21 protein-coding genes are annotated in these 19,455 nt (G+C 64.7%); all 21 read left to right on the top strand.

Going from position 1 to position 19,455, the window contains the following annotated elements; genetic code table 11:
* Positions 1–68 precede the first annotated feature (68 nt).
* The 21 genes from relB (at position 69) to nuoN (ending at position 19,452) form a co-directional block, all read left to right on the top strand.
* The gene (gene relB / locus SP5_RS01750) at positions 69–299 is read left to right on the top strand and encodes a type II toxin-antitoxin system RelB family antitoxin (protein WP_042483222.1); all 231 of its coding nucleotides are present in this window, start codon (positions 69–71) and stop codon (positions 297–299) included.
* On the top strand, positions 296–622 hold the full coding sequence (locus tag SP5_RS01745; protein ID WP_042483220.1) for a type II toxin-antitoxin system PemK/MazF family toxin: 327 nt from the start codon (positions 296–298) through the stop codon (positions 620–622). The genes relB and SP5_RS01745 overlap by 4 nt, the downstream gene beginning before the upstream one ends.
* A 36-nt stretch (positions 623–658) precedes the next feature.
* Entirely contained in the window at positions 659–1,567 is a 909-nt protein-coding gene (locus tag SP5_RS01740) for a class I fructose-bisphosphate aldolase (RefSeq protein WP_042483258.1), read from the top strand.
* 102 nt (positions 1,568–1,669) lie between these two features.
* Positions 1,670–2,356, top strand: a complete 687-nt coding sequence (gene thiE / locus SP5_RS01735; protein ID WP_042483217.1) for a thiamine phosphate synthase — start codon at positions 1,670–1,672, stop codon at positions 2,354–2,356.
* Between the two features lie 138 nt (positions 2,357–2,494).
* A complete protein-coding gene (locus tag SP5_RS01730; RefSeq protein WP_084220519.1) occupies positions 2,495–3,106 on the top strand; it encodes a M23 family metallopeptidase in 612 nt (203 codons plus the stop codon).
* 74 nt (positions 3,107–3,180) lie between these two features.
* On the top strand, positions 3,181–3,744 hold the full coding sequence (efp, locus tag SP5_RS01725) for an elongation factor P (RefSeq protein WP_042483212.1): 564 nt from the start codon (positions 3,181–3,183) through the stop codon (positions 3,742–3,744).
* 129 nt (positions 3,745–3,873) lie between these two features.
* Positions 3,874–4,686, top strand: a complete 813-nt coding sequence (locus SP5_RS01720) for an inositol monophosphatase family protein (protein WP_007404243.1) — start codon at positions 3,874–3,876, stop codon at positions 4,684–4,686.
* Between the two features lie 195 nt (positions 4,687–4,881).
* Positions 4,882–5,256, top strand: a complete 375-nt coding sequence (gene ndhC / locus SP5_RS01715; RefSeq protein ID WP_042483209.1) for an NADH-quinone oxidoreductase subunit A — start codon at positions 4,882–4,884, stop codon at positions 5,254–5,256.
* A complete protein-coding gene (locus tag SP5_RS01710; protein ID WP_042483206.1) occupies positions 5,247–5,831 on the top strand; it encodes a NuoB/complex I 20 kDa subunit family protein in 585 nt (194 codons plus the stop codon). The genes ndhC and SP5_RS01710 overlap by 10 nt, the downstream gene beginning before the upstream one ends.
* Positions 5,828–6,583 carry an NADH-quinone oxidoreductase subunit C gene (locus tag SP5_RS01705; RefSeq protein WP_042483203.1) on the top strand — a complete coding sequence of 252 codons (756 nt, stop codon included), beginning with the start codon at positions 5,828–5,830 and terminating at the stop codon, positions 6,581–6,583. The genes SP5_RS01710 and SP5_RS01705 overlap by 4 nt, the downstream gene beginning before the upstream one ends.
* The gene (locus SP5_RS01700; protein WP_042483201.1) at positions 6,580–7,815 is read left to right on the top strand and encodes an NADH-quinone oxidoreductase subunit D; all 1,236 of its coding nucleotides are present in this window, start codon (positions 6,580–6,582) and stop codon (positions 7,813–7,815) included. Before SP5_RS01705 ends, SP5_RS01700 begins: the two co-directional genes overlap by 4 nt.
* Positions 7,815–8,489: a complex I 24 kDa subunit family protein gene (locus SP5_RS01695; protein ID WP_042483198.1), complete on the top strand. Its 675-nt coding sequence runs from the start codon at positions 7,815–7,817 to the stop codon at positions 8,487–8,489. Before SP5_RS01700 ends, SP5_RS01695 begins: the two co-directional genes overlap by 1 nt.
* Positions 8,489–9,799: an NADH-quinone oxidoreductase subunit NuoF gene (nuoF, locus tag SP5_RS01690; RefSeq protein ID WP_042483195.1), complete on the top strand. Its 1,311-nt coding sequence runs from the start codon at positions 8,489–8,491 to the stop codon at positions 9,797–9,799. Before SP5_RS01695 ends, nuoF begins: the two co-directional genes overlap by 1 nt.
* On the top strand, positions 9,799–11,817 hold the full coding sequence (gene nuoG / locus SP5_RS01685; RefSeq protein ID WP_042483192.1) for an NADH-quinone oxidoreductase subunit NuoG: 2,019 nt from the start codon (positions 9,799–9,801) through the stop codon (positions 11,815–11,817). Before nuoF ends, nuoG begins: the two co-directional genes overlap by 1 nt.
* Positions 11,814–12,869, top strand: a complete 1,056-nt coding sequence (nuoH, locus tag SP5_RS01680; protein ID WP_042483189.1) for an NADH-quinone oxidoreductase subunit NuoH — start codon at positions 11,814–11,816, stop codon at positions 12,867–12,869. The genes nuoG and nuoH overlap by 4 nt, the downstream gene beginning before the upstream one ends.
* Positions 12,866–13,351: an NADH-quinone oxidoreductase subunit NuoI gene (gene nuoI, locus SP5_RS01675; RefSeq protein WP_042483186.1), complete on the top strand. Its 486-nt coding sequence runs from the start codon at positions 12,866–12,868 to the stop codon at positions 13,349–13,351. Before nuoH ends, nuoI begins: the two co-directional genes overlap by 4 nt.
* Positions 13,352–13,400: 49 nt before the next feature.
* Positions 13,401–14,012, top strand: a complete 612-nt coding sequence (locus SP5_RS01670) for an NADH-quinone oxidoreductase subunit J (RefSeq protein WP_007404217.1) — start codon at positions 13,401–13,403, stop codon at positions 14,010–14,012.
* A complete protein-coding gene (nuoK, locus tag SP5_RS01665) occupies positions 14,009–14,317 on the top strand; it encodes an NADH-quinone oxidoreductase subunit NuoK (RefSeq protein WP_007404079.1) in 309 nt (102 codons plus the stop codon). The genes SP5_RS01670 and nuoK overlap by 4 nt, the downstream gene beginning before the upstream one ends.
* 5 nt (positions 14,318–14,322) lie before the next feature.
* Positions 14,323–16,431, top strand: a complete 2,109-nt coding sequence (gene nuoL / locus SP5_RS01660) for an NADH-quinone oxidoreductase subunit L (RefSeq protein WP_042483183.1) — start codon at positions 14,323–14,325, stop codon at positions 16,429–16,431.
* A gap of 7 nt (positions 16,432–16,438) precedes the next feature.
* Entirely contained in the window at positions 16,439–17,989 is a 1,551-nt protein-coding gene (locus tag SP5_RS01655) for an NADH-quinone oxidoreductase subunit M (RefSeq protein WP_042483179.1), read from the top strand.
* Positions 17,989–19,452 carry an NADH-quinone oxidoreductase subunit NuoN gene (gene nuoN / locus SP5_RS01650; protein WP_042483176.1) on the top strand — a complete coding sequence of 488 codons (1,464 nt, stop codon included), beginning with the start codon at positions 17,989–17,991 and terminating at the stop codon, positions 19,450–19,452. Before SP5_RS01655 ends, nuoN begins: the two co-directional genes overlap by 1 nt.
* The last annotated feature ends 3 nt before the right edge of the window (positions 19,453–19,455 follow it).

The raw sequence follows: 19,455 nt of genomic DNA, 5'->3' as shown, positions 1-19,455 counted from the left end.
GTCAGACAGCCGCTTGATCCGCCGCTCAGGACTTGCTAGGTTAAACGCGTTAAACGAAGGAAGTGGCAATGCTCGGCGTCCGCCTCGATACCGAATTGGAAGAGCGGCTGGCGGCCGTCGCGCGCACGCAGGGGCGCAGCAAGAGCGATATCGCCCGTGAAGCCGTGCGCCGCTATGTCGACCTGCACGACGAAGCCTATCGCCGCGAGGCGCGCCGCCAGTCGACCCGCGCGTCGAAGCGCGACACGCCGGAAGACTTCGCCTTCTGGAATAGCTTGGCCAAGGAGGGCGACGCATGAAGATCGCTCATGCCGCGATCGTGCTGGCGACGACGGGAGAGGGGGGCGACCATCGCCCGTTCCTGGTCGTCCAGTCGGACCTCTATAACGAGACCCACAACACCATCACCGTCTGCCCGATGACCTCGGTCGTCGGCGGCGAGGCGCTGTTCCGCGTCGCCTTTTCCCCGCGCGAGCATACCGGCCTGACCGTCGAGTGCGAAGTGCAGGTGGACAAGATCCTGTCCATCCCCCGCAATCATATCGTCAAAGTCATCGGCCATGCCTCGCCCACCCGGATGGAGCAGGTCGATCAGGCGCTGCGCCGCTGGTTGATGCTCTGAGCCCTATCTGCCCCAATACCAATCTGGAGAGACATGATGACCCCGACCGTGAAGGCCATTCTCGACAAGTACGAAGGCACGCCCGCCGCGGTGAAGGCCAACCTCGCCCGCATCCTGATGCAGGGCAAGCTGGGCGGCACGGGCAAGGTCATCATCCTGCCGGTCGACCAGGGTTTCGAGCATGGCCCGGCGCGCAGCTTCGCGATCAACCCGCCCGCCTATGACCCGCATTACCATTTCCAGCTGGCGATCGACGCCGGGCTGTCGGCCTATGCCGCGCCGCTGGGCATGCTGGAAGCGGGGGCGGACACCTTCGCGGGCCAGATCCCGACCATCCTGAAGATCAACAGCTCGAACAGCTGGGCGACCTCGATCACCCAGGCGGTGACGGGCAGCGTGCAGGACGCGGTGCGGCTGGGCTGCGCGGCGATCGGTTTTACCATCTATCCGGGCTCGGACGGCATTTTCGACGCGATGGACCAGATCGCGATCCTGTCGGCCGAAGCGCGCGAGGCGGGCCTCGCCACCGTCATCTGGAGCTATCCGCGCGGCGGCAAGCTGACCAAGGACGGCGAACTGGCGCTCGACGTCGGCGCCTATGCCGCGCACATGGCGGCGCTGCTCGGCGCGCATATCATCAAGGTGAAGCTGCCCAGCGACCATATCGAACAGGCCGAGGCCAAGAAGGTCTATGAGGGCACCGACTGGTCCAACCAGGCCGATCGCGTGCGGCATGTGGTCCAGTCGAGCTTTGCGGGCCGTCGCATCGTCGTCTTCTCGGGTGGCGCTGCCAAGGGTGCGGACGCCGTCTATCAGGACGCGCGCGACATTCGCGACGGTGGCGGCAACGGCTCGATCATCGGCCGCAACACCTTCCAGCGTCCGCGCGACGAGGCGCTGGCGATGCTCGACAAGCTGATCGCGATCTACAAGAACGAAGAATAAGTTCTTGCTAGGGTTGGGCGTTCCGGTTGGGGAACCGGGACGCCCATTCCTTATCCGCTCGCCACAGGTGACGGATGCCGCGTCAGGCGCTAGGGGAGGGGCATGACGCTTGATGACGATCCCCTCGGCCCGCTCGACCCCAATTTCGCCGCGGCCTTCACCCGCGATGTGCGGCGCCCGCCCTGCCAGCTCTATCTGATCTCGCCCCTCGACGTGACCGGCGGTTTCGGCGACCGTCTCGCGCGCGCGCTCGATGCCGGGCCGGTCGCGGCCTTCCAGTATCGCGTCAAGGACATGGACCAGCACGCCGCCGCCAAGCTGGCCGAGCCGCTCCAGCGCATCTGCGCCGACCGCGAGGTCGCCTTCATCGTCAATGACAGCATCAGCCTGGCCAAGCGGCTCGGCGCGGACGGCGTGCATCTGGGGCAGGAGGATGGCGACGCCCGCGAGGCGCGCGACGTGCTCGGCCCGACGGTGCAGATCGGCGTGACCTGCCACGACAGCCGCCACCTGGCGATGGAAGCGGGCGAGGCGGGCGCGGATTATGTCGCCTTCGGTGCCTTTTATCCGACGACGACCAAGGAAACCAAGCATCAGGCCGAGCCGGTGGTGCTTTCCTGGTGGTCCGCGCTGTTCGAACTGCCTTGCGTCGCGATCGGCGGCATCACGCCCGCCAATGCCGCGCCGCTGGTCAAGGCGGGGGCGGATTTCCTGGCGGTATCGGGTGCGGTCTGGAATGGCGACGAAGCGGCGGCGGTGAAGGCGTTCGCCGAGGTGCTGAAGTCGTAAGGCGCCCAAACGGCCCTCGACCCCGGCCTTTTTCCGGGGGCGGTACGCGGTCGGCTTTCCCATCCGTTGCGCTTTGGAAACAAGTGTTACCCGTCGCGTTTCATCCATGATGGGCGGTCGGACGGGAAGGATGGGGGCATGAAGCGCAGCGGGGGCAGGGGACCATTGTCGCGGTTCGGCTGGGTGATGCTCGGCCTGATCGTCGTGACGGTCGGTGCCTTTTTATCGATGCTGTCCTTCGGGCCGGGTGACGTCGTCGTGCCCGAGGCCGCGGCCCCGGTGAAGCAGGCGGCGGCGGGAAGTTCGGCCTCGCTCGCCATGCCGATCGTGCATTATCCGGTTTCCTCGCTCCGCCATGACTGGGGCGATCCGCGCGAGGGCGGCAAGCGCAAGCATCAGGGGCTGGACCTGATGGCGCCCGCCGGAACGCCGGTGGTCGCCGCCCTGTCCGGCACGGTCGAAAAGCTGTTCGACAGCGACCGTGGCGGCCATACCCTTTACATCCGCTCACCCGACCGTCGCTGGATGCTCTATTACGCGCATCTCAAGGGCTATGCGCCGGGCCTGGCCGAGGGGCAGCGGGTCCGCCAGGGGCAGGTCGTCGGCTATGTCGGGGACAGCGGCAATGCGGGGGCGGGCAACACGCATCTGCATTTCGCGGTCAACTGGATGCGCGCCGGGGATGGCTGGTATCAGGGCGAGCCGGTCGACCCCTATCCGCTGCTTGCCGGAAAGACCGCTTCGAGCTAAAGCGGCCGACACAGGAGGCCGGACCGCGTTTTTCGCGCCGGTGTCCTTCGCTCTTTCCAGCAGGTTGAAGACCCATGAAGATCAGCGGCGTGGACATTCGTCCCGGCAACATCATCGAGTATGAAGGCGGCATCTGGCGCGCCGTGAAGATTCAGCACACCCAGCCCGGCAAGGGCGGTGCGTATATGCAGGTCGAGATGAAGAACCTCATCGACGGCCGCAAGACGAACGTCCGCTTCCGCTCCGCCGAGACGGTCGAGCGCGTCCGCCTGGACACCAAGGACTTCCAGTTCCTGTTCGCCGAGGGTGACGACCTGACCTTCATGGACAAGGAAACCTATGAGCAGATCACGCTGCCGCGCGACCTGCTGGGTGACGCCGCGGCCTTCCTGCAGGACGGCATGGACGTCGTGATGGAACTGCACGAGGAGCGTCCGATCTCGGTCCAGCTTCCCGACACGATCGAAGCCACCATCGTCGAGGCCGACGCGGTGGTGAAGGGGCAGACTGCCTCGTCGTCGTACAAGCCCGCCATCCTCGACAATGGCGTCCGTGTGATGGTGCCGCCGCATATCGCGAGCGGCGTGCGCATCGTCGTCGACGTGTACGAACAGACCTACGTCCGCCGCGCGGACTAATCGGTATCGGCGGATGACCGGCGCGATCTAAGCGCGACCCCGTCATCCGCCGTCCCGGCCCGCCGTTCGCGGCGGGCCTTTTCAATTCTGAGCGCCCTGAGTTGCAGCGGCGCGATCGAAAGGACGATCATGGCCTCGCACTCCGGGCTTCTCACCATCATGGAACGCGCCGCGCGCAAGGCCGCCCCGCGTCTGCGCCGCGACTTCAACGAGGTCCAGCACCTTCAGGTCAGCCGCAAGGGTCCTGCCGACTTCGTGTCGATGGCCGACAAGCGCGCCGAGGAAACCGTCTTCGAGGAACTGAAGAAGGCGCGTCCCGACTGGAACTTCCTCATGGAGGAGGGCGGCGAGATCAAGGGCGATCCGTCCAAGCCGCGCTTCATCATCGATCCGCTCGACGGCACCTCGAACTTCCTGCACGGCATCCCGCACTTCGCCATCTCGATCGCGGTCGAGGAGCCGCTGGCGAACGGCAAGCGCGAGGTGACGACCGGCCTGATCTATCAACCGCTGACCGACGAGAGCTTCTGGGCCGAAAAGGGCCGGGGCGCGTGGTTGCAGGACGGCCGCCTGCGCGTGTCGTCGCGCCGCGACTTGTCCGAGGCGCTGATCGCCACCGGCATCCCCTTCCTGGGTCATGGCGATTTCGTCCAGTGGAGCCGCATTTTCGGTGCGATCGCGCCGCAGGTCGCCGGTATCCGCCGTTTCGGCTCGGCCGCGCTTGACCTCGCCTGGGTCGCGGCGGGTCGCTATGACGGTTTCTGGGAGTCGGGCCTGAAGCCGTGGGACGCGGCGGCGGGCATGTTGCTGGTCCGCGAGGCGGGTGGTTTCGTCAGCGACTTCCGGGGCAGCGACAAGTCGCTCGATCGCGGCGAGTATCTGGCGGCGAACGAGGGTCTGCATTCCAAGCTGCACAAGCTGCTGGCCAACGCGCTGCGTTAAGACTTTGGTGGGATTTGGGTGCAATGGGCTCCGCCTCTTGCGCCCAACCCATTGGGTTGCCATGTAAAAATCCGAGGATGGCGGCGGGCGACGGCGTTCACTTGCGATTCATTCTCATGCCTTCGCTGGCTTGCTCCGGCCGACCCATCGGCCTAAAGCCATCCGCATCCAGTTCCGCATCTGCGAGAGAAAAACTTGGTCGATCTGTCGCAATATCTGCCGATCCTCCTGTTCCTGGGCGTTGCCCTGGTTCTGTCGACGGCCTTCGTGTTTCTGCCGATGCTCGTGGCGCGCCTGACCGGCGCCCATAAGCCCAACGAGCAGAAGCTGTCCGAATATGAATGCGGCTTCCCCGCGTTCGAAGACCCGCGCAGCCAGTTCGACGTGCGTTTCTACCTCGTCGCCATCCTGTTCATCATCTTCGATCTGGAAGCGGCGTTTCTGTACCCCTGGGCGGTCAGTGTCTTCAGCCTCGGCTGGACCGCCTGGTTTTCGACGATGATCTTCATCGGCGAGCTCGCGCTGGGTCTCGTCTATGCGTGGAAGAAGGGAGCGTTGGATTGGGAGTAAATCTTCACTCCGGTCCGGTTGAGTTCAAGCCGCAGGCCCATGGCGGACCCGTCCATGACGGCCAGGCCCTCGTCCAGCCCGATCAGGGCTTTTTCGACGGGCTGAACGGCGAGCTGACCGACAAGGGCTTCCTCGTCACCTCGACCGAGGAACTGTTCCAGTGGGCGCGCACCGGCTCGCTCTGGTGGATGACCTTCGGCCTGGCGTGCTGTGCGGTGGAGATGATCCACGTCAACATGCCGCGTTACGATCTGGAACGCTTCGGCGCTGCGCCGCGCGCGTCGCCGCGCCAGTCGGACGTCATGATCGTCGCGGGCACGCTGTGCAACAAGATGGCTCCGGCGCTGCGTCGTGTGTACGACCAGATGTCGAACCCGAAGTACGTCATTTCGATGGGCAGCTGCGCCAATGGCGGCGGCTATTATCATTACAGCTATTCGGTGGTGCGCGGCTGTGACCGGATCGTGCCGGTGGACATCTATGTCCCCGGTTGCCCGCCGACCGCCGAGGCGCTGCTCTACGGCGTGATGCAGCTTCAGCGGAAGATCCGCCGCGCCGGGAGCATCGAACGGTGAGGGCGCCTGCTCCCCGTTATGCCGCCAATGACGGCGTGATCGATGCGGCCCGCGCCGCGCTCGGCCCCTGGCTGCTCGACGCGCGCGAGCATGTCGGCGAGGTCGCGCTGGTCGTCGACCGTGCGAACCTGGTCCCGGCGATGATCGCGCTGCGCGATACCAAGGGGCTGGAATATCAGCAGCTGATGGAGATTGCGGGCGTCGACTACCCCGAGCGCGACGAGCGTTTCGAGGTGGTCTATTGCATGCTGTCGCTGACCCGCAACCACCGCCTGCACGTCCATGTCTCGACCGACGAGGACAAGCCGGTGCCGTCGGTGACGGGCCTGTGGCCGGTCGCGGGCTGGCTGGAGCGTGAGGTCTATGACCTGTACGGCGTGCTGTTCTCGGGCAATAGCGACCTGCGTCGCATCCTGACCGATTACGGCTTCCGCGGCCACCCGCTGCGCAAGGACTTCCCGCTGACCGGCTATACCGAGCTGCGCTACTCGGAAGAGGAAAAGCGCGTCGTCTATGAGCCGGTTCAGCTGGCGCAGGACTTCCGCAATTTCGACTTCCAGAGCCCGTGGGAAGGCGCAGACTACGTGCTGCCGGGCGACGAGAAGGGCACGATGCCCAAGGCGGCAGAGGCCAAGACCACCGAGGCTCCGAAGCAAACGGGCGCGGGCCAGCCGCATCCGGGCAACAAGGCCGAGGACAAGCCCAAGGACCCGGACGTCGTGCCGGGCAAGGGCGGAGGACAGAATCAGTGAGCGACTACGTCGACGAACTGCTCCACAAGACGGACGATGCCGACCCGACCACGGGCGACGTGTCGATCCAGAACTATACGATCAACTTCGGCCCGCAGCATCCTGCGGCGCACGGCGTGTTGCGCCTCGTCATGGAGCTGGACGGCGAGATCGTCGAGCGGGTCGATCCGCATGTCGGCCTGCTGCATCGCGGCACCGAGAAGCTGATCGAATACAAGACCTATGCGCAGGCGCTGCCCTATTTCGATCGCCTCGACTATTGCTCGCCCATGTGCATGGAGCACAGCTATGTGCTGGCGGTCGAGAAGCTGCTCGACCTGGAAGTGCCGCTGCGCGCGCAATATCTGCGGACGTTCTTCGCCGAGCTGACGCGCATTTCGAACCACATGCTCAACATCGGCAGCCACGTCATGGACGTCGGCGCGATGACGCCGAACCTGTGGCTGTTCGAAATCCGCGAAGACTGCATGAACTTCTATGAGCGGGCCTCGGGCGCGCGCATGCACGCGAATTATTTCCGCGTCGGCGGCGTCCATCAGGACGTGCCGCTCAAGCTGCTGACCGATATCGCCGACTGGCTCGACACCCGCCTGCCGCGCCTGTTCGAGGACGCGATCAGCCTGGTGGCGAACAATCGCATCTTCAAGCAGCGCAACGTCGACATCGCGGTGGTGAACCGCGAGGACGCGATCAAGTGGGGCTTCTCCGGCCCGATGATCCGTGGCTCGGGCATTCCGTGGGATTTGCGCAAGTCGCAGCCTTACGACGCCTATGACAAGGTGGATTTCGACGTGCCGGTGGGCACCAGCGGCGACTGCTATGACCGGTTCATGGTCCGCGTCGAGGAAGTGCGCCAGTCGGCCCGGATCATGAAGCAGTGCCTGGCGCAGATGCCCGAAGGTCCGGTGATGGCCACCGACCGTAAGGTTGCGCCGCCCAAGCGCGCCGAGATGAAGCGCTCGATGGAAGCGCTGATCCACCACTTCAAGCTCTATACCGAAGGGTATCACGTCCCCGCCGGCGAAGTGTATGTCGCGACCGAAAGCCCCAAGGGCGAATTCGGCGTGTATCTCGTCTCCGACGGCACGAACAAGCCCTATCGCTGCAAGATCCGCCCGACCGCGTTCAGCCATCTCCAGGCCATGGAATTCATGTCCAAGGGCCACATGCTGGCGGATACGACCGCGATCCTCGGTGCGATGGACATCGTTTTTGGTGAATGTGACCGCTAATGGCTGACGCTCCCAACATCCCTGACGAGGCGGAAGTCCGCGCCCGCTGGGGCAATTTCGCCTGGACCGACGAGAACCAGAAGAAGGCGAACGAGATCCTCGCGCGCTATCCGAAGGGCCGCGAACAGTCCTGCTCGATCCCGTTCCTCGACCTGGCCCAGCGTCAGGTTGGGGCGGAGACCCAGACGCAAGGGTGGCTGCCGGTGCCGGTCATCGAGTTCGTCGCGCGCCAGCTGGGTGTCGCGTACATGCGCATCTACGAGGTCGCGACCTTCTATACGATGTTCAACCTCGCGCCGGTCGGCCGCTATCATGTGCAGGTGTGTGGCACGACGCCGTGCATGCTGCGTGGGTCGGACGATGTTCTGGCGGCTTGCAAGAACAAGGGCCTCATCAAGGGCAAGACCACGCCCGACGGCATGTTCACGCTGACCGAGGTCGAGTGCATGGGCAATTGCGCCTCTGCGCCGATGGTCCAGATCAACGACGACAATTACGAAGATCTGGATTACGACCGCACGGTCGGCATTCTTGAGGCGCTGGCCCGTGGCGAGAGTCCCAAGACCGGCACGCAGGAACCGGGTCGCCACACGGTCGAGCCGATCGGCGGTCCGACCACGCTGACCGCCATGGTCGGCGACAATCACGACTATCGCGGGGAGTGGGGCGCATAATGCTCGCTGACAAGGACCGCATTTTCACCAATCTCTACGGCTATCAGCCGTGGAACGTCGACGCGGCGATGAAGCGCGGCGATTGGGACAACACCAAGGCGCTGCTCGAGCTGGGCCAGGACAAGATCATCGACGTCATCAAGGCGTCGGGTCTGCGTGGGCGCGGCGGAGCGGGCTTCCCGACCGGCATGAAGTGGAGCTTCATGCCCAAGGAACCGCGTCCCGACCGGCCGAGCTTCCTGGTCATCAACGCCGACGAGTCCGAGCCGGGTTCGTGCAAGGACCGCGAGATCATCCGTCACGATCCGCACAAGCTGATCGAGGGCGCGCTGGTCGCGGGCTTCGCGATGCGCGCGCGGGCGGCGTACATCTACATTCGCGGCGAATATATCCGCGAGGCCGAGACGCTGTTCGCGGCGGTCGCCGAAGCCTATGACCGGGGCTTCCTGGGCAAGAATGCCTGTGGCTCGGGTTACGACTTCGACGTCTTCGTCCACCGGGGCGCGGGCGCGTATATCTGCGGCGAAGAGACCGCGATGATCGAGAGCCTGGAGGGCAAGAAGGGTCAGCCGCGCCTGAAGCCGCCTTTCCCGGCGGGTGCGGGCCTTTATGGCTGCCCGACGACGGTCAACAATGTCGAGTCGATCGCGGTTGCGCCGACGATCCTGCGTCGGGGCGCCGAGTGGTTCTCCTCCTTCGGGCGTGAGAACAACAAGGGCACCAAGCTCTTCCAGATTTCCGGCCATGTCGACCGCCCCTGCGTGGTCGAGGAAAGCATGTCGATCAGCTTCCGTGAGCTGATCGAGAAGCATTGCGGCGGTATCCGTGGCGGCTGGGACAATCTGCTCGCGGTGATCCCGGGCGGTTCGTCGGTGCCGCTGGTGCCCGCCGCTGAAATCATGGACGCGCCGATGGATTTCGACGGCCTGAAGGCGGTCGGATCGGGCCTCGGCACGGCGGCCGTCATCGTCATGGACAAGTCGACCGACATCGTCCGCGCGATCAGCCGCCTTTCGTACTTCTACAAGCATGAGAGCTGCGGCCAGTGCACCCCGTGCCGTGAAGGCACCGGCTGGATGTGGCGCGTGATGGAGCGGATGCGCACCGGCGATGCCGATGTGTCCGAGATCGACACGCTGTTCCAGGTGACCAAGCAGGTCGAAGGCCACACCATCTGCGCGCTCGGCGACGCGGCGGCCTGGCCGATCCAGGGCCTGATCCGTCACTTCCGCCCGGAGATGGAACGCCGCATTCGCGAACGCAAAGGCGAGACGGGCGGCAACGCCCCGATGATGGAAGCTGCCGAATAATGCCTAAGGTCAAAGTCGACGGCGTCGAGATCGAGGTGCCCCAGGGCGCCACCGTGCTCCAGGCCTGTGAGCTGGCGGGCAAGGAAATCCCGCGCTTCTGCTATCATGAGCGGCTGTCCATCGCGGGCAATTGCCGCATGTGCCTGGTCGAGGTGAAGCCTGGCCCCCCCAAGCCGCAGGCGTCGTGCGCGCTTCCGGCGGCGGACAATCAGGAAATCTTCACCACTACCCCGATGGTGAAGGCCGCGCGCGAAGGCGTGATGGAATTCCTGCTCATCAACCACCCGCTGGACTGCCCGATCTGCGATCAGGGCGGCGAGTGCGACCTGCAGGACCAGTCCATGGCCTATGGCAAGGGCCATAGCCGCTATGACGAGAACAAGCGGGCCGTCACCGAGAAATATATGGGTCCGATCGTCAAGACGGTCATGACCCGCTGCATCCAGTGCACCCGCTGCGTCCGCTTCGCCGAAGAGGTCGCGGGCGTGGAAGAGATCGGCGCGATCTATCGCGGCGAGAATATGCAGATCACGTCGTACCTCGAGCAGGCCGTGTCGAGCGAGCTGTCGGGCAATGTCGTCGACCTGTGCCCGGTGGGCGCGCTGACGTCCAAGCCCTATGCGTTCGAGGCGCGTCCCTGGGAACTGAAGAAGACGCTCGCCATCGACGTGATGGACGCGGTTGGCACCAACATCCGCCTCGACAGCCGGGGTCGTCAGGTGCTGCGCTGCGTGCCGCGCATCAATGACGAGGTGAATGAGGAGTGGGCGAGCGACAAGACGCGTCACGCGATCGACGGCCTGGTCCGTCGTCGTCTCGACCGTCCGTTCATCCGCCGCGACGGCAAGCTGGTGCCCGCCACCTGGGACGAGGCCTTCGCCGCGATCCGCGACGTGAACGCCGATGCGAGCGTCGCCGCCATCGCCGGTGATCTGGTCGATTGCGAGACGATGTTCGCCGCCAAGGCGCTGCTCGCCAAGATGGGCTCGTCGCTGCTCGAAGGCCGTCAGACCGGCATGGATTATGACGTGTCCAGCCTGGCCGCGGTCAACTTCAACACGACCATTGCGGGTGTCGAGAAGGCCGATGCGATCCTGCTGATCGGCACCAACCTGCGCTGGGAAGCGCCGCTGGTGAACACCCGTATCCGCAAGGCGATCAAGAAGGGCGCGAAGGTCTTTGCGATCGGCCCCGAGACCGACCTGACCTACAAGGTCGAGTGGCTGGGTGCCGATTTGTCGGTGCTGGGCAACCTGCCCGAGGGCGTGACCGAGCAGTTCGGCAAGGCCGCGCGTCCGATGGTGATCGTCGGTGGCGGCGCGCTGAAGGGTGCGCATGGCGCGAGCCTGAAGCTGGTCGACCAGTTCAATCTGGTGCGGACGCTGGAGGATGGTTCGGCCTGGAACGGCTATAATGTCGTCCACATGGCGGCGGCGCGCATGGGCGGGCTGATGCTCGGCTATGCGCAGAAGGGCGGCATCGCCGACGTGGTTGCGGCCGCGCCGAAGCTGGCCTTCTTCCTGGGCGCGGACGAGGTGGACTTCGCCAAGTTCGGCAGCAGTTTCAAGGTGTTCGTCGGCCATCATGGCGACAAGGGTGCGCATCACGCCGATGTCATCCTGCCGGGCGCGACCTTTGCCGAGAAGTCGGGCACCTGGGTCAATCTGGAAGGCCGGGTGCAGCGCGGCGACCGTGCGGTGTTCGCACCGGGCGATGCGCGCGACGACTGGACGATCTTCCGCGCTCTGTCGGAAGTGCTGGGGCAGAGGCTGCCGTTCGATACGCTGGAGCAGCTCCGCGCCGCGATGGCCGCCGAGGTTCCGGCACTGGGCAAGCTCGATCTGGTGACCTTCGACTGGGCCGCGCCGTCGCTCGACGCGACCGCGACCGGCACGCTGGAGGGCTATCCGATCAAGGACTTCTACCTCACCAACGCGATCTGCCGCGCCAGCCCGACGATGCAGCGCTGCTCGGCCGAACTGGTCCATGGTGAGAGCTATGCGGAGGCAGCGGAGTGACCGCGTTTTTCAACACGACGCTCGGCCTTCCTTATGGCTGGGCCTGGACGATCGCGACGCTGGTCGGGATTCTGGCGATCGCGCTGCCGCTGATGCTGGCGGTCGCTATGGTCATTTACGTCGACCGCAAGATCTGGGCGGCGATGGCGCTGCGCCGGGGGCCGAACGTGGTCGGCCCCTTCGGCCTGCTCCAGTCCTTTGCCGACGGTCTGAAGGTCTTCCTGCAGGAAACCATCGTTCCGGCCGCCGCCAATCGCGGGTTGTTCCTGCTGGCGCCGATCATCACCTTCACGGTCGCGCTGATCGTCTGGGCGGTGGTGCCGTTCCAGCCGGGCGTGGTCGTCGCCAACATCAATGTCGGCCTGCTCTATGTCCTCGCCGCCTCGTCGCTGGGCGTGTACGGCGTGATCCTGTCGGGCTGGGCGTCGAACTCGAAATATCCCTTCTACTCGGCGCTTCGTGCCGCCGCGCAGATGGTGTCCTATGAAGTGGCGATCGGTTTCATCCTGATCTCGGTCGTGATGTGGTCGGGCAGCTTCAACCTGACCGCCATCGTCGAGGCGCAGAAGGGTGTGCTGAACACCCCGATCAACGGCTTTTTCCTGAACCCGCTGCTGTTCCCGATGGCGATCATGTTCTTCATCTCGGCACTGGCCGAGACGCAGCGTGCGCCGTTCGACCTGACCGAAGCGGAGTCGGAACTCGTCGCGGGTTACCAGACCGAATATAGCTCGATGTCATTCGCGCTGTTCTGGCTGGGTGAGTATGCCAACGTCATCCTGATGTGCGCGCTGAACGCGATCCTGTTCTGGGGCGGTTATCTGCCGCCGCTCGACTGGGCGCCGCTTTATGTCGTGCCGGGTATCGTCTGGCTGCTGCTGAAGATGTGCTTCTTCTTCTTCGTCTTCTCCTGGGTGAAGGCGACCGTACCGCGCTATCGGTACGACCAGCTGATGCGGCTGGGCTGGAAGGTGTTCCTGCCGGTGTCGCTGTTCTGGGTATTCTTGGTGTCTGGCGTGCTGATGTATGCGCGCGTGGGAGTTCCGGCATGAGCGTCGCTCAGTACGTCAAGGCTTTTACGCTGTGGGAGTTCGTGAAGGGCCATGCGCTGACCCTTCGCTACTTCTTCAAGCCGAAGGCGACGATCAACTATCCGTTCGAGAAGAACCCCATCTCTCCGCGCTTCCGGGGCGAGCACGCGCTGCGTCGCTATCCCAATGGCGAGGAGCGGTGCATCGCGTGCAAGCTGTGCGAGGCGATCTGCCCCGCCCAGGCGATCACGATCGAGGCGGAACCCCGCGACGACGGCAGCCGCCGCACGACGCGCTATGACATCGACATGACCAAGTGCATCTATTGCGGGCTGTGCCAGGAGGCGTGCCCGGTCGATGCGATCGTCGAGGGTCCGAACTTCGAATTTTCGACCGAGACCCGCGAAGAGCTGATCTACGACAAGTCGAAGTTGCTCGATAACGGTGACCGCTGGGAAAGCGCGATCGCGGCGAACCTTGCCGCCGATGCGCCGTACCGTTAAAGCCCGCGACCAACGGTTCGGGGCGGACAGAAAAGGGGCCTGACAGGCAGTGATACAGGCTATCGCCTTCTATATTTTCGCGACCGTGGTGATCGTGTCCGCAGGGCTCACGATCGCGTCGCGCAATCCGGTGCACTCGGTCATGTGGCTGATCCTGGCGTTCTTCAACGCTGCGGGCCTCATGGTGCTGTGCGGGGCCGAGTTCATCGCGATGCTGCTCGTCATCGTGTATGTGGGCGCGGTCGCGGTGCTGTTCCTCTTCGTCGTCATGATGCTCGATATCGAGGTCGCGGCGATGCGGGCGGGCTTTGCGCGCTACCTGCCGCTGGGCCTGGCCCTGGCGGTGGCGCTGCTGGCCGAGGTCATCATCGCGTTCCAGGCGTGGAGCGTGGGCGGCGTGCAACTGGCGGCCCGCGCGGCCCCCATCGCGCCGGAGGTGTCGAACATCCAGGCGATCGGCAACCTGCTGTACACGCGCTATCTGTTCATCTTCGAGGGGGCGGGCCTGGTCCTGCTCGTCGCGATGATCGGCGCGATCGTGCTCACCCATCGCAAGCGCGGCGGCGTCCGTCCGCAGAACATCGCCAAGCAGAATGCGCGACAGCCGCATGAGGCGATCCGCAACATCAATCAGCCCATCGGGCAGGGGGTGGAACTGTGACGATCGGTCTCGTCCATTATCTGGTCGTCGCGGCGATCCTGTTCACCATGGGGGTGCTGGGTATCTTCCTCAATCGGAAGAACCTGATCGTCATCCTCATGGCGATCGAACTCATTCTGCTCGCCGTGAACCTGAACCTCGTCGCCTTCTCGGCCGCGCTTCAGGATCTGGTGGGTCAGGTCTTCGCCATGTTCGTGCTGACCGTGGCCGCCGGTGAATCGGCGATCGGTCTGGCGATCCTGGTCATCTATTTCCGTGGCCGCGGCACCATCGCGGTCGACGACGTCAACCGGATGAAGGGGTAATCGGGTTGATCCTCGCTATCGTCTTCCTGCCGTTGCTGGCCGCCGCCATTGCGGGGTTCGGCAACAAGGCCATCGGGAACGTGCCCGCCAAGGTCGTCACGACCGGCGCGCTGTTCATTTCCTGTGCCCTCTCATGGCCGATCTTCATCGGCTATCTGTCGGGGCATAACGTCGCGACGGTGACGCCGGTGCTCCACTGGATCACCAGCGGCACCATGTCGGTCGACTGGGCGCTGCGCGTCGACTCGCTGACTGCGATCATGCTGGTGGTTATCACCAGCGTCTCGGCGCTCGTTCACCTGTATAGCTGGGGCTATATGAGCGAGGAGCCGGACCAGCCGCGCTTCTTCGCCTATCTCTGCCTCTTCACCTTCGCGATGCTGATGCTCGTGACGGCGGACAATCTGGTCCAGATGTTCTTCGGCTGGGAAGGCGTGGGTCTCGCGTCCTACCTGCTGATCGGCTTCTGGTTCCGCAAGCCTTCGGCCAATGCGGCCGCGATCAAGGCGTTCGTGGTCAACCGCGTCGGCGATCTCGGCTTCATGCTCGGTATCTTCGGCACCTATCTGGTGTTCGGCACCGTCTCGATCCCGGCGATCCTGGCGGCGGCCCCCGGCATGGCGGGGTCGACCATCGGCTTCCTCGGATACCGTTTCGACACGATGACCGTGCTCTGCCTGCTGCTGTTCGTCGGTGCGATGGGCAAGTCGGCGCAGCTGGGTCTTCACACCTGGCTGCCGGACGCGATGGAAGGCCCGACCCCGGTGTCGGCGCTGATCCACGCGGCGACCATGGTGACCGCGGGCGTGTTCATGGTGTGCCGCCTGTCGCCGATGTTCGAAACCTCGCCGACGGCGCTGGGCGTCATCACCGTGATCGGGGCCTGCACCTGCTTCTTCGCGGCGACCGTCGGCACGGTGCAGACCGACATCAAGCGCGTCATCGCCTATTCGACCTGTTCGCAGCTCGGCTATATGTTCTTCGCGGCCGGTGTCGGCGCGTATGGCGCGGCGATGTTCCACCTGTTCACCCACGCCTTCTTCAAAGCGCTGCTGTTCCTCGGTGCCGGTTCGGTCATCCATGCGATGCACCATGAGCAGGACATGCGTTATTATGGCGGCCTGCGGCGCCACATCCCGCTCACCTTCTGGGCAATGATGATGGGTACGCTGGCGATCACCGGCGTCGGTATCCCGGCTCTGTTCGGCAATCCGATGGCGTTCGGTTTCGCGGGCTTCCACTCGAAGGACGCGATCATCGAAGTGGCCTATGCGGGTGGTTCGGGCTTTGCCTTCTGGGCGGGCGTGATCGCCGCGCTGCTGACCAGCTTCTATTCGTGGCGTCTGATGTTCCTGACCTTCTGGGGCAAGCCGCGCTGGACCGGGTCGGAGCATATCCAGCACGCGATCCATGACGAGCATGGCCACGGCCATGACGATCATGCGCACGGGGCTGCTCATGATGCGCATCACAACGACGCGCATTCGGAAGATGCCGGTCACGAGCCGCACGTCCATGGCGCAGGTCACGACGATGTGCCGGAAGGCACCGGCGGCTATCATCCGCATGAAAGCCCGCTGGTCATGCTGATCCCGCTGATCGTCCTGTCGATCGGCGCGATCGCGGCGGGCTTCGTCTTCCACGGCTGGTTCATCGAGCCGGAGTCGGGCGAGAGCTATTGGAAGGGCGCGATTGCCTTCAACGAGCACCTCATGCACTCGATGCACGGTGTGCCGGTGTGGGTGAAGCTGTCGGCGACGGTGGTGATGCTGCTCGGTCTGCTGACCGCGTATCTGACCTATATCCGCGCCCCGGAGTTCCCGGCCAAGTTCGCGGACCAGTTCCGCATCCTGTACCGCTTCCTCCTCAACAAATGGTATTTCGACGAGATCTACCATTTCCTCTTCGTGCGCCCCGCTTTCGCGATCGGCCGGTTCCTGTGGCACCGTGGCGACGAGAAGACGATCGACCGCTTCGGTCCCAACGGTGTCGCCTGGCTCGTCCAGCTCGGCAGCAAGGGTGCGGCGCGCTTCCAGACGGGATACCTCTACAGCTATGCCTTCGTCATGTTGATCGGCCTGACCGCGGCCGTCACCTGGGCCATTTTGGGTTGATCGCGTGATGCAGGGCTTCCCGATCCTCTCCGTCATGCTGGCGGTCCCGGCTGTTGCCGCGATCGCCTGCCTTTTCCTCACCGCGCAGGGGGCACGCCTGCTGGCGCTCGCCGCCACGCTGATCGACTTCGCCCTGGGCATCCTGCTCTGGACGCAGTTCGACGTGGGTGGTGCCCAGTGGCAGTTCGTCGAACATGCCCCGGGCATCTTCGGCCCGTTCGGCTGGTCGCTCGGCATCGACGGCTTCGCGCTGCTGCTGATCATGCTCAGCGTGTTCCTGATGCCGATCTGCATCGGCGCCAGCTGGCGCGCGATCGACAAGCGGGTGCCCGAATATATGGGCCTTTTCCTGTTCACCGAGGTGCTGATGATCGGCACCTTCGCGGCGCAGGACCTGTTCCTCTTCTACGTCTTCTTCGAAGCCGGCCTGATCCCGATGTATTTGATCATCGGTATCTGGGGCGGGGCGAACCGCATCTACGCGTCGTACAAGTTCTTCCTGTACACGCTGCTCGGCTCGCTGCTTATGTTCGTCGCGATGCTGTATATGGCGCGCACGGCGGGCACGACCTCGATCCCGGTGCTGCTGGCGTATGACTTCCCGGCCTCGGTGCAGACCTGGCTGTGGATCGCCTTCTTCGCCTCGTTCGCGGTGAAGATGCCGATGTGGCCGGTCCACACCTGGCTTCCCGACGCGCACGTACAGGCGCCGACGGCGGGTTCGGTCATCCTGGCGGGCGTGCTGCTGAAGCTCGGTGGCTATGGCTTCCTGCGCTTCCTGCTGCCGATGTTCCCGGAGGCGAGCGGACAGCTGACCTGGCTGATCTTCGCGCTCTCGGCGGTGGCGGTGATCTATGCCTCGCTGGTAGCGCTGGCGCAGTCCGACATGAAGAAGCTGATCGCCTATTCGTCTGTCGCGCACATGGCGATCGTGACCATCGGCCTCTATGCCTTCAACCAGCAGGGCATCGAAGGCGCGATGATCATGATGCTCAGCCACGGCCTGGTGTCGGGCGCCCTCTTCCTGTGCGTCGGCGTCATCTATGACCGGCTGCACACCCGCGAGATCGCGCGCTACGGCGGGCTGTCGATCAACATGCCGAAATATGCGGTGCTGTTCCTGTTCTTTACCATGGCGTCGATCGGTCTGCCGGGCACCAGCGGCTTTGTCGCCGAGTTCCTGTCGCTGATGGGCACCTATCAGGTATCGACCTGGACGGCGTTGCTCTGCACCACGGGCATCATCCTGGGCGCGGCCTATATGCTCTATCTCTACCGGCGGGTCGCCTATGGCGAGATCAAGTCGGACGAGGTCGCGGCAATGCCCGACCTGTCGAGCCGTGAGCTGTGGCTGCTCGCGCCGATCGCGGCGGTGACGCTGTGGATGGGCGTGTACCCGGAAAGCTTCCTCGCACCGATGCGCAAGGACGTGGCGATCCTGCTCCAGCGGATCGATCGTGCGAACCCGGGTTCGGACAGCCGTCCCACCGCCGGGAACCCTGCGCTGGCCGCAACCCATGCCCCTGAGCACCAAGCTGCGCACGGGGAGGCGCACTGATGAGCTATTCGTTCAACCTTTTGATGGTTCTGCCCGAGCTGGTGCTGACCCTCGGCGCGATCGCGCTGATGCTCGTCGCCGCCTGGGGCGGGACGAACGCCACGCGTGGCATCTCGATCGCGGCGGTGTTCGTGCTGGCGGGGGCGATGGTCGCACTCGCCGGTCCGTCGACCACCGGCGGGCTCGCCTTTGGTGGCCTGTACCGCGCTGATGCCTTTGCCGGTTTCGCCAAGGTCCTGATCTATCTGGCGACCGCGGTGGCGATCATCATGGCGCCGCGTTTCTTCGCCCGCTCGCCGGGTGAGGATCTGCGGCCCGAATATCCGATCCTCATGCTGCTCTCCTCGGTCGGCATGGGCATGATGGTGTCGGCGGGCGATCTGCTGACCCTCTATGTCGGTCTCGAACTGCAGAGCCTGTCGGCCTATGTGCTGGCGAGCTTCATGCGCCGCGACGGTCGTTCGGCCGAAGCGGGCCTGAAGTATTTCGTCCTCGGCGCGCTCGCCTCGGGCATCCTGCTTTACGGCATCTCGCTGGTCTATGGCTTCTCGGGATCGACCGACTTTGCCCAGATCGCCTTGGCCTATGGTCGCGATGCGGCCGCGGGCACGCGTTCGCTGGGCCTGATGTTCGGCCTGGTGTTCGTCTTCGCTGGCCTGGCGTTCAAGATGTCGGCGGTGCCGTTCCACATGTGGACGCCGGACGTCTATGAAGGCGCGCCGACCCCGGTGACGGCCTTCTTCGCCTCGGCCCCCAAGGTCGCGGCGATGGCGCTGGCGGTGCGTGTCGCGGTCGAGGCGATGGGCTCGGCCGCGCAGCAGTGGCAGCAGATCGTGACCTTCGCGGCCCTCGCGTCGATCATCCTGGGTGCGGTCGCGGCCATCGGCCAGACCAACATCAAGCGGCTGCTCGCTTACTCGTCGATCAACAATGTGGGCTTTGCCCTGATCGGTCTGGCGGCGGGGACGGCGCAGGGTGTCGCGGCGGTGCTGACCTATCTGACCATCTATGTCATCATGACGCTGGGTGCGTTCCTGATCGTCATCCGCATGCGCGACGAGAACGGCAATCCGCTGGAGTCGATCGCCAGCCTGTCGGGCCTGTCGCGTACGCGTCCGGCGCTGGCCTGGGCGATGGCCTTCTTCATGTTCTCGGTCGCGGGTATCCCGCCGCTGCTCGGCTTCTACGCCAAGTTCGCGGTGTTCAATGCGGCGGTCGCGGCGGGGCTGTTCCCGCTGGCGGTGATCGGTGTCGTCGCTTCGGTGATTGGTGCCTATTATTACCTGCGTATCATCAAGACGATGTTCTTCGATGAACCCGCCGGTGCCTGGGCCAATGCCGAGATGGAGCCGGTGGAGAGCGGGCTGATCGCGCTGTCCGCGCTGTTCGTCTCGCCGGTCGGCTATCTGGCGATCCCGCTGCTGGGCGCCTGGTCGCTGGCGGCCGCACGGGCGCTGTTCTGAGCC

It is taken from the genome of Sphingomonas parapaucimobilis NBRC 15100 (assembly GCF_000787715.1).
Taxonomy (GTDB): Bacteria; Pseudomonadota; Alphaproteobacteria; order Sphingomonadales; family Sphingomonadaceae; genus Sphingomonas; species Sphingomonas parapaucimobilis.
This window is presented reverse-complemented; position numbering and strand designations above follow the sequence as displayed.